This window comes from Phyllobacterium sp. GQ127, from assembly GCF_059758635.1.
On record NZ_JCAXDZ010000016.1, the window covers coordinates 1 to 10676 of the forward strand.

12 protein-coding genes are annotated in these 10676 nt (G+C 53.0%); 3 read left to right on the top strand and 9 right to left on the bottom strand.

Going from position 1 to position 10676, the window contains the following annotated elements; all coding sequences use genetic code 11:
- Positions 1–144: 144 nt before the first annotated feature.
- From AC6CHM_RS24930 to AC6CHM_RS24945, 4 genes are all read right to left on the bottom strand, one after another.
- Positions 145–1032, bottom strand: a complete 888-nt coding sequence (locus AC6CHM_RS24930; protein ID WP_498176014.1) for an alpha/beta fold hydrolase — start codon at positions 1030–1032, stop codon at positions 145–147.
- A gap of 95 nt (positions 1033–1127) precedes the next feature.
- Complete coding sequence (locus AC6CHM_RS24935) at positions 1128–2858, bottom strand: ABC transporter permease subunit (RefSeq protein WP_498176016.1); 1731 nt, start codon at positions 2856–2858, stop codon at positions 1128–1130.
- Entirely contained in the window at positions 2851–3933 is a 1083-nt protein-coding gene (locus AC6CHM_RS24940; protein ID WP_498176018.1) for an ABC transporter ATP-binding protein, read from the bottom strand. Before AC6CHM_RS24940 ends, AC6CHM_RS24935 begins: the two co-directional genes overlap by 8 nt.
- Positions 3934–3960: 27 nt before the next feature.
- A complete protein-coding gene (locus AC6CHM_RS24945) occupies positions 3961–5070 on the bottom strand; it encodes an extracellular solute-binding protein (protein WP_498176020.1) in 1110 nt (369 codons plus the stop codon).
- Between the two features lie 271 nt (positions 5071–5341).
- Between AC6CHM_RS24945 and AC6CHM_RS24950 the strand changes: the two genes are divergently transcribed.
- From AC6CHM_RS24950 to AC6CHM_RS24960, 3 genes are all read left to right on the top strand, one after another.
- On the top strand, positions 5342–5482 hold the full coding sequence (locus tag AC6CHM_RS24950; protein WP_498176022.1) for a hypothetical protein: 141 nt from the start codon (positions 5342–5344) through the stop codon (positions 5480–5482).
- 182 nt (positions 5483–5664) lie between these two features.
- Positions 5665–6492 (top strand): putative hydro-lyase, encoded by an 828-nt coding sequence (locus AC6CHM_RS24955; RefSeq protein ID WP_498176024.1) that lies wholly within the window; start codon positions 5665–5667, stop codon positions 6490–6492.
- 169 nt (positions 6493–6661) lie between these two features.
- A complete protein-coding gene (locus AC6CHM_RS24960; protein ID WP_498176026.1) occupies positions 6662–7558 on the top strand; it encodes a LysR family transcriptional regulator in 897 nt (298 codons plus the stop codon).
- Positions 7559–7600: 42 nt separating this feature from the next.
- On the opposite strand, the gene AC6CHM_RS24965 is transcribed toward AC6CHM_RS24960, so the two are convergent.
- From AC6CHM_RS24965 to AC6CHM_RS24985, 5 genes are all read right to left on the bottom strand, one after another.
- The gene (locus AC6CHM_RS24965; protein WP_498176028.1) at positions 7601–8350 is read right to left on the bottom strand and encodes an SDR family NAD(P)-dependent oxidoreductase; all 750 of its coding nucleotides are present in this window, start codon (positions 8348–8350) and stop codon (positions 7601–7603) included.
- Positions 8351–8551: 201 nt separating this feature from the next.
- Positions 8552–8845, bottom strand: coding sequence for a putative quinol monooxygenase (locus AC6CHM_RS24970; protein ID WP_498176030.1), 294 nt, complete (start codon positions 8843–8845; stop codon positions 8552–8554).
- Between the two features lie 56 nt (positions 8846–8901).
- A complete protein-coding gene (locus AC6CHM_RS24975) occupies positions 8902–9351 on the bottom strand; it encodes an OsmC family protein (protein WP_498176032.1) in 450 nt (149 codons plus the stop codon).
- A 94-nt stretch (positions 9352–9445) separates the two neighbouring features.
- Positions 9446–9862: a GlcG/HbpS family heme-binding protein gene (locus tag AC6CHM_RS24980; RefSeq protein WP_498176034.1), complete on the bottom strand. Its 417-nt coding sequence runs from the start codon at positions 9860–9862 to the stop codon at positions 9446–9448.
- A 22-nt stretch (positions 9863–9884) separates the two neighbouring features.
- A complete protein-coding gene (locus tag AC6CHM_RS24985) occupies positions 9885–10640 on the bottom strand; it encodes an SDR family NAD(P)-dependent oxidoreductase (protein WP_498176036.1) in 756 nt (251 codons plus the stop codon).
- Between the last annotated feature and the right edge of the window lie 36 nt (positions 10641–10676).

Genomic DNA, 10676 nt, shown 5'->3' on the forward strand with positions numbered 1-10676 from the left:
CTCCTAATTCTGCGCCATGCGTTGACGTGCGGTAACCGCTACGTTGTACCGCAGCGGATTAGTTGGCTGCGGTTGATCATCGTGACCAACCGCAGCCTGCAACAACCCACCCCTCTTGGGTAGGATGGATTGTCGACCTCTCGTTCACTTGAAAAAGCCCAGAAGTTCACGCACCAGCGCTTCGGGTTGCTCTTCTGCCAGATAGTGACCGCAGTTTTCGATTGCCGTTCCTCGAACATTGCTCGCGATTTTCTGCAATTGGGCGACAAGGTCTGGCATGGAACCTTGATCGGCCCGCACCGCGAGGACAGGCATTTCGAGCTTGCCCTTGGCCGCAAGCTCTCGGTTTTGATCTGCCGATAAGGACACTGCTCTGTAGTAGGCAAGTCCGCCCTTCATGCCACCATTGAGGAAAACACGCAGGTACTCATCGTAATCGCTTTTGGAGAACACTTGCGGATTGGCCGCTTTGCGCTGGAGAAACCAATTGAGATAAATGTTCTCTCGCCCTTCAATGAGTGCTTCCGGAAGGTCTGCAATGTTATGAAAGGCAACGTGCCAGGTGCGCCAAGCGACGTCGGATGACCACGGCAATGCATCGGGAAGACTGATCCCGGGAATTCCCGTATCCAGAATGGCAAGACCAAGTACGTCGCTTCCGTAAAGTGCGGCATAGGGATAAGCGACCCATGCGCCGATATCATGTGCAACGAGGTAGTGACGATCGACGCCCAGTTTTTGGAGAAAGCCGCGGACGATTCTGGCGACACCTGTCGTATCGCAGCCATTGATCGGCCGATCGGAATCACCCTGTCCGGGAAGATCCAATGCGATCACACGATATTTGTGGCCAAGCTCCGGCAAGATTTTCCGCCACGCGTACCAGCTTTGGGGAAAGCCGGCGAACAGTACGACAACTTCCCCGTCCGGATGCCCTCCGCTTACACAGTGGAGTCTGACGCCGTTAACAGTAGAAAAGCCTCGTTCAAATCCCTCGATGCCGCTCGCCGGCCATTCCAGTGTGTCTGTCATTCGCAGTCTCCATTAAAAAAAACGTATCCTGGCGGGTGCTCACATAGCCTGTCATTTTTCGAATTCCGACCAGCAGTAAACCGTCTCGCAGCCGGTCAGGGACTCTTGGGAACCCGCTTCAAGGCGGTTTTCCAGCTGCCAATCGCAACCGCGACAAGACAAATGACCAACAAGAGCGAGAACACTGCGTTGACCGAGGGCGTGAAGCCAAAACGCATCTGATTAAACACCCAAATGGGCAAGGTCGGTGCTCCGCCCGACAGGAACAACGTAACCATGACATCGTCGGCAGAAAGGGTCAGGCCCAGGAAAGCGCCTGCAAGCATTGTTCCCTTGATCATTGGGAACAAAACATACACAAAGCTCTGCCAGCGGCTTGCTCCAAGATCCAATGACGCCTCCATGAGACTAGGATCGAGTCGGCGAAGCCGAACAAGCAGGAGCAGGAACGTAACTGGCATGACGAAGCTCATCTGTCCGATGACAATCCGCGTCATACCTGAGGGGATTCCGAATATCTCGGTTCCCAGAACCATTTCAATTCCGAGAACAACACCCGGTGTTGCGATTGGCAGTGCAAATGCCATTTCGTAGAATCGCGCGCCTTTTAGCTTTGAATAATGGACAATGAGCGCGAATATCGTACCGACCACGACGGAAATTGATACAACGCATACTGCAACGGTCACTGATCGGCGGGCCGCGTCAATCAGGGATGGATCGTTCAGAAGTTCGCGGTACCAGTGCAGCGTCAGCCCCTCCAGCGGAAGAGTTTGGAGGTTTGCTGAGTTGAACGAGAAAAGGACGATAATTGCCAGGGGCGCATAAAGATAGATAATGGCCGCGACGTACCCAATCCCACCCAAACGCTGCCCAAAATCGCTCGAGACAATGCCCTTCGATGATGGTGACGGATCAGCTTCTCCGCCGACCATGACACCGCGCACTGGCGTCAATATCATGACAACGCCCAGAAGAATTATGACACTTAGCATAAGGGCAACAGCGACAGCAGCGCCATACGGCCAGTTATTTGCGAAGCCGAACTGTGTTGAAATAACCACTCCCAGCGTCGTTCCGTCGATGCCGCCGATCATTGCAGGGGTGACAAAATCACCAACTGTAACGAGGAATGCGAGCGAAAAGCCGATCGCCAAATTTCTGCGTGTCAGTGGCCATATCAAATGAAGGAACGTCTGCAGCGACGTTGCCCCAGAATCTTCCGAGGCTTCAATCAGGTCATTGGGGATTTTCTCGAAAGCGCCCATCGTGGAAATGAAGATGAAGGGAACTGAAATGTACGCAAAGACGACAACGACTGAACTTGGGCTATAAAGAAAGGCTTCCGACGGAACATCCAAGATCCCGCTTGAGACAAGAAACCCATTAAGAACGCCGGATTGGCCAAGGATAACCCGCCACGCAAAAATCCGCATGAGGAGACTGATCCAGAGAGGCAAGACGATCAGGATGGTCAGCAGCATCCTGTTTCGCCTGGCAACGCGACCGACATAGAAGGCCAGTGGATAGGCGATGAATGTTGCGACTATACAGGCAAAAAAACTGAAGGAGAGCGTTCGCACCAACAGTGTCCAGAAGCCTGCCGAATTCCAAATTCTTGAATAGTTTATAAGCGAAGGCTCGAAGATGATAACACCCGCCGAGGTCTTCAAGAAGCTGGTTCCGATCAGAAGCAGGTTAGGCAGAATAACAATAAGAAATAGCCAGGCCAGTACCGGAACGCTTGAAAGACGAAATCCCAGCGGAAAACGTTCGTGCCACGCAGCGGATCGTTCGGGCAGCGCTTGAGCAACGATCTCAGTCATGAAAGACCTGCATATTTGCAGGATCGAAGGCGACGTTGACCCGCTGGCCTACCGAAAACACCGTTTCGCGCACTGCGGGCACCGTACCGATGAGATTGACTCCGCCGCAGCGGACATTGACTTCGCAGTTGGTGCCAAGGAACAGGACATCTTCCACTATGCCGGGAATGGTGTCCGTTGCACATTCCTTGTCGTCGATAGCTTTCACCTGTATCCCTTCGTACCTGATCGCCATCCTCGCAGCGCCTGCCTTTTTGGCAGTCACGCCTGGAATTTTGATTCCCTGCACATTTCCCACGAAGCCGGTACCGGACGGTTCGAAATTGACCGCAATGAGATTGGAGCGCCCGACGAAGCGTGAAACGAATTCGTTTTGCGGAGAAAAATATATTTCGCGGGGGGTGGCGAGCTGAGCAATCTTCCCGTCTTGCAGAACGACGACGCGGTCAGACATCGACAGAGCTTCTCCCTGGTCGTGGGTGACATACATGAAGGCTATGCCCAACTCTTTCTGCAGCGCCACTAAGGTGTGCTGCATCTGTTGGCGTAAGCGAAGGTCTAGGGCGGCAAGCGGCTCATCGAGAAGGAGTAGCCTTGGACGCGATACGATGGAGCGCGCCAGTGCAGCACGTTGACGCTGCCCGCCGGAAAGCTGATGCGGAAGCCGATCGGCAAAAATCGACATCTCGGTCAGCGCCAGCGCTTCCTCGGCTTTGGTCCGACGGGTTGACTTCCCCTCCCCCTTCATTCTGAGGGGATATTCGACATTTTCCCGCACCGTGAGATGCGGGAAAAGGGCATAACTCTGGAATACGGTACGGACATCGCGCTTGTTTGGAGCGACAGAATTTACCACCTCGCCAGCCATCATGATCTGGCCGGTGTCCGGTTTTTCAAAACCGGCCACCGTCCTTAGAATTGTCGTCTTTCCGGAGCCGCTAGGGCCAAGGATCGAAAAGAATTCCCCGGGCTTGACCGAGAACGAAACCTGGTCCAGCGCCGGTTTTTCGGCACCTTCGTATGTTTTCGAAACGCCGACGAGCGAAAGCACGGAGTCGGTTTCGTATGTTTCCATGGGTATTCTCCAGCTGGATTGCGGACGTCAGAGTGTTCCGGCCAGGAAATCATTCCAGAGCTGGATACGACGTTCGACATTTTCAGGCTCTTTGAAGAATACGAGGTTGTCCTTGAAGCTCGGATCATCGGAATCGAGAATATTGGTGTTCTTCAGTTCGTCTTCTGTCAGTCCAGCTTCACGCGCCGCTGCAGGCGTCAAAACTCCGTTGCTTCCCGAAAATTTCATGAACCTCGCCTGCCACTTGGCGGACATCGTATCGTTCAGGAATTTGTAGACGATGTCACGTTGCCCCTTCGGTGTGACAAAGGTGCCTTCGATCCAGGCGGGTGTCCCTTCCTTGGGCAGCGAGTACTTGGCGTTGAGCCCTTTTTTCTTCAACATATTGACGACAGTAACATTGTGACAATAGCCCAACACCGCTTCGCCCGACGCATAGACATTTGCGGCGTCGTCAAACCCCCGGGTGACGACGCGCACCTGCGCTCGCAACTCGCGCAGAGCAGTGGTGACGAGGGTGAACTCGTCTTCGGTCAAATTGAAAGGGTCTTTTGCACCGACGTAAAGCGCGACCATGGGAATCGTGACGGTCGCGTCATCAAATATCGTAACCTTTCCTTGATAGGACTTATCCCACAGAGCCGCCCAGGTGGTGGGTGGCGACTTGATCACATCAGCATTGTACTGAAGAGGTTGTGTGCCCCAGTGCAGGGGGATGCCCATAAGTACGCCGTCAACCGTAAGCGGTTCGCGCCAGGTCAGTCCTGGTAGGATGTTGGCAATGTTAGGGATCTTTGTCACATCGAATGGTGTGATCTGGCCAGCCTTTTTCAGGCGACCCGCGGTAGAGGCCTCTGAATAGACAACATCCGGCTTAACGGCACCTGATTGAAGCTGGGCGAAGACTTCATCCAGCGAAGAGACGAATACAGGTTTGATTTCAGTCCCGTTGGCTGCCTGCCATTCCGCTATCCATTCGGGTTCATCGTAGGTTTCCCAGGTCAACAATGTGATGGGCTCTTCTGCTGCCCAGGCCCTCTTGATAATTGCAGGCGCAAACAGCGACGTGGACAGCGCCAAGCCTCCAAACTTCAACGCGTGACGACGAGTGATAGATAGCGAGGTTTTTTTGGTCATGAATAAATCCTCCTGGCGATGGTTGCAGCTATACAAGGGATGCTGTGCACCACCCTGTTCCCCTTATCTTCATTGATCTAACTAACGACAGTTAGATTGTTTTTATATAGTATTACCAGATAATTCTTTCGTGTAAATAGATAAATACCATTATTTTTATAGTATAGTTGCAGTTGAATTTACTATACTAGAAGTAACGCCTGGATGATCAGATCAAGGCGTTCTGGGAAAATCTGACGCTGAGCGTGCAGTCCTGAAAAGGATCTGCAAGATGACAAGTAAGTCTCAGGTCATGCCAGCAAGTGCTGAGCCCAAAGGCCACGACACGAATGACCTCCCAATCATGTTGCTCGTGACTGATGTTCCTGCCAAAAGGCCGGCAGGTCAAATTGTCGTTGGCGATGTCGCCTGATAAAATAATTTTATCAGGCCTGCGCCAAAGACCTGCGCCGGCAGCGTTAAAAGAGCCGCTCCTGCCTGTATTACGTGATCAATAAAATCTATCTCGCGTCATTGAATATGGCGATTTGACGAGAAGGACCCAAACGGCAAGCTCTCCCACGTGCGTACACGAAACGAAGGGATGGTTTTATTATGGATGGGCTTGAAAATATCTCGGATCGTTCACCGGAGCAAATTCGCCTCGATGTCAGGGCTGGTACAATTACCGGGCAGACCTCCGGCCTCGCCTCGGGATTTGCTCAAGCAAACCTGGTGATTCTTCCAGAGCCGTGGGCGAACGACTTCTTAAAATTTTGCTTGCAAAATCCCAAACCGTGTCCGTTGCTCGCGGTTGGAAAGCCCGGCGATCCGTCGTTGGATAACGTCGGCAGAAATATTGACATTCGTTCTGATGTGCCGAGCTATCGTGTGTTCCGCGACGGCGAGATGGAACAGGAGGTTGCCGATATCCACCACATCTGGCGTGACGATTTGGTTTCCTTTTTGATCGGCTGTTCGTTCTCATTCGAATGGGCTTTGTTGAAGGCAGGCATTGGTGTCCGCCATATCGAACTGGGGTCGAACGTACCAATGTACAAAACCAATATCGATTGCATTCCATCCGGTCCTTTTTCCGGGCAGTTTGTTGTGTCAATGCGACCGTTGAAGCCGGCAGACGCCATCCTGGCGATCGAGATCACTGCCAGAATGCCGCAAGTTCATGGAGCGCCGGTGCATTTTGGCGAGCCTTCTGCGATAGGGATCAAAGATTTGTCCAGGCCCGACTTTGGCGACACTGTTCCAGTAAAAGAAGGCGAAGTACCGGTTTTCTGGGCGTGTGGGGTCACGCCACAAGTTGCTTTGGAAAAAGCCAGGCTACCACTCGCTGTCACCCATAGCCCAGGGTGTATGCTGATCACCAATGTACGCGACGAGGATTTGATGAACGGTAATTTCCAGTTCGAGACGTCCGTTTCATAGCATTGCTCTCTGGCGGGTTGTTTCTTGTAAACTGTATCAGACACCGGACGCCTGGGCGAAATGGTGTACACAAATCTAAAGCAGGATCGCAGCAGATCGTAAATAACTTGCATGTGCTCATATACTCGTCGATGGTAGGCAGGCATGCGATTTTAGGGGGCAGGCGAATATGATGATTGACCTGCGCACTTTAGAGACATTCTGTATTGTAGCTCAAACTGGCGGCTTTCACCGGGCCGCCGTCAAACTTCATACCACGCAGCCATCTGTGTCCGCACGCATTGCACAGCTTGAACGGGAACTTAAAGTGCGCCTGTTCGAACGCGATAAACGTGGTAGCCGGCTGACCGTGAAAGGACGCGAAGCTCTCAAATATGCGGAACGCATGCTGGCGCTCCGGACTGAGATGGTGCTTTCCGTGACAGGCTCCAGTGCGTTGGAGGGGACCGTCCAACTCGGCGTTTCCGACACAATTGTGCACACATGGTTGCCGGAACTGCTCAAACGACTGAACCACGAGTATCCGGCTATTACATTGGAGATTAATGTCGATGGATCCAACAGTCTCGCAGCTGCCCTTCTTGAGAACAGCATCGACGTTGCCCTCCTTATGGGACCGGTGATATCCGGAGGCGTGGCGAATCTACCCTTGTGCGAATATCCCCTTCGCTGGGTGGTTCCCGAAGAGTTTCCTCTGGGGCAAGAGGCGGTGACGCTCGAGGAACTAGCGGCATTTCCAATCATCACGTTTGCAAGACAGACCCAACCTTATCAGGAACTCGCCGAACTTTTTAATAAGGCGCAGCATCGCGTGCGCATTTTTGCCAACTCTTCGTTGTCATCGATTGTTCGTATGACACTTGATGGTATTGGCGTGGCTGCCATACCCGTTGAGGTGGTTTCTGACCATGTCCTAAGTGGTCGGTTGCGGGTGATCGGGACGATCGATCAGACCATGCCGACAATGGCGTTCACCGCAAGTTTCATCAAGCGTCCTGAAACGCAACTAAATGGAATCGTTGCGGCTCTGGCGCAGAAAGTGGCGAGCGAATATCGCCTTTTTTGAAAACAAGGTTTAGATCAGGATTAGGCGATAACCGCCGACTGATTACCCTGCACTCGTGCCACCGTCGATGCTTAACATGCTTCCCGTTGCAAAAGTAACCTGCGTCGCGATGTAGACCACAAATTCTGCGATTTCATAAGCACTTGCAAACCGCTTCATCGGCACCTGCGAAAGTGCGGACTCGCGGGCAACAGATCCACCCAGGAGTTCGAGCTCCGCTCTCAACATCGGTGTATCGACAGGACCTGGACAAACACAATTTACCCTGACGTGAGGGGCAAGTTCGAGTGCGAGTGACTTTGACAGTCCAGCAAGACCCGCCTTTGATGCACAATAGTGAGAAAAGTTCTCCATACCCTTGAACGACAGGTCTGAGGCGATGGCCACGATGCTGCCGCGTCCTTGATCCCGCATTCGCAAGGAGCATTCCCGCATCACGTAAAAGGCACCATTCAGGTTGATGTTTATATGCTGACGCCATATCTCGGCGGATAGTGCTTCCAGGGGTGCTGGCGTAACAATGCCGGCAGCATGAACCAGATAATCAATGCCCCCAAGTGCGTCCCATGTTTCGGAAACTGCAGTGCTCACATTTTCTGCATCACTAACATCGAGCGGGACGACAAGCGAGCCATGCCCCAGCTCTTTGGCAATCATTTCAAGCTCATCGGCCCGGCGCCCAGATAATGCTACCCTCGCCCCGAGGTTGGAGAAACGCCGGGCACAAGCAAGTCCGATGCCAGACGTTGCACCGGTGACAAATGCGTTTTTGCCTTCCAAAAACCTGTCCATGATCTATACAACTCCATTCGGCGGAACTGCCGCTTAGAAACGATCTGCTTAATTTGGCGGAAGGACTGAGTCGGTCGTTGAACCGGCACGGTCGACAGCCAATTAAATACCAGGCCTGCTCAAAGATTGCAGCTTGCCCGGTCGCGGCAAACCATGGGTTCAGGTGTCCAGCAATGCGGTGTGGATCCTGTTGAATAAGGATCAGGAGATGCGTTTGAACTTGTCTATTTTAACGGACTGAATCCACTGGCCGGCGCGCGCGCCGAACGCCTTCATTGCCTCAGTGTTGTTGTGCACCTCCAGCGATTTCTCATCCTCCCAGATTTCATAGAAGACAAACTCACTCGGACGCTCCAGCGATTCATGGAGATCGTATTGAACGAATCCCGGTTCCTTTTGCGCGGTCGGGACCAAAGTCAAAAGCGCTTCTCGCAGCTGCTCATGCATTCCCTCATGTGCCGTTACCGTGGCAACAACAACTACCTTTTCGGACATTTTGCACTCCTTTTTATATTAGAATTGTTTAACTATATGGCTGCTGCAGACGTGATTTAGTCCAACTCAATCGAAACGTGGGTTTTGATCGAATTTGCGATGAAACAACCCTTGTGGGCGCGGTGATGCAATCGAGACAATGTTTCACGATCGGGCTGCTTGTCAGAAGCAAAGACCACTTTTGGATGGAGAGTGATCTGCGACACCCAGAAAGTTCCATCCGGGTTTTTCGAAACTTTTCCGACAGCTTCATCCTGGTAGCTGCTAACGGCATAACCGCTACCCTCGCAGATCGCGAGAAAGTAGAGCATGTGGCAACTCGCCAAGGCATTCACGAGAAGCTGTTCCGGATCGGCAAGGTTGCTGTTTCCGAGATAGGCGGCAGCCGCTGAAACGTCAACTGAAACCTGTGCACTGTACGTCGCTGTGTGATCCCGGCTGTAGGTTGCCGGCTGTTGCGCGTGGGGCGCAGCCGTCCAATTGAGTTGGATTGAATGCTCGGACATGTTGTCATCCTTGTTCTATTGCTGGGAATGGTTCGTTCCAAAGACAAAATTGGTGTGGCCGAGCTGGCCAGATTTTGCAAACTGCCCTCCAGACTCAACTGGTCTGGAGTGCATCTACCATTGCCTGCGCAATCGCCAAATCGGCGTCCACCGGACCACCGGATGCACCTACTCCTCCGATGACCGAGTTGCCGTCTCGCACCGGCAGTCCGCCGCCGAAAACCACGAATGGTCGCCGACCGCCCAAAGCATCCAGTCCATATAGAGCTGCACCCGGCTGAACGATCTCGAGCCAATTTCCGGACGGCGAACGAAGTGCAAGTGCGGTGTACGCCTTGCTTTGCGCGATTTCTACTGTCGCAAGCGCGGCGTCATCGACGCGCAGGAACGCCATCAGATTGCCGCCGGCATCAACGATTGCAAGCGAAGAAGGCTCCCCGAGTTCCCTTGCTTTTGCCGCGCCGACCTTCAGTGCATGAAGCGCTGCTTCCTGCGAAATCAGTTTGATCATAATGCTTTCCTCGCTGTTGCTTTCAATTATAGATGCCACCGTCGACGTTGATGGACTGGGCGGTCACATACGAAGCCTCGTCAGAGGCGAGAAAAACAAAAAGCGGCGCAACTTCCTGAGGCGTTGCCTGCCGTCCAAGCGGGATGACGAGCGGTATCAGGGATTCTTGCTTTTCTCGACCACCGATGAAGTCAATAACCGGCTGGTTAAAGGGTGTATCAATCCAACCGGGACACACGGCGTTGACACGAACGCCATCGCGCGCCAGCTCGATTGCAAGCGTTGTTGTAAGACCGATGATCGCGGCTTTGGACGACGAGTAGGCGGCGAGGCCTGGGGCGCCGCGTTTGCCAGCCAGCGAAGACATCATCACGATCGAGGACTTGCCGGCATTGCGCAGATGTTTTACCGATTCCCTTGCGAAGATGAAATTGGCGCGGACATTAATCGTGAACACCTTGTCCCAGTCCGGCGTCGAAAAGTCTTCAACCTTGCCCGAAAGTTGGATGCCGGCATTTAGGCACAGCGTGTCCATTCCCTGCATCCAGGCGACTGACCGGTCGATTGCACTCTTGATCTCGGATTCCTGCGAAATATCGGCTTTAAAGAATCGAACACGCTTCCCGAGCCGTTTTTCGACGTCATTGCCCTTGACCGCGTCGATATCGACAACAGAAACCGTCGCGCCCTCAGCAACGAATGCCTCCAGAATTGCGAGGCCGATATTAGCAACGCCTCCGGTTAGGAGTATGCGCTTTCCTGACAAGCGTTGAGACATTGATTGCTCCCATGAATAGTTAGATTGCTATACGTT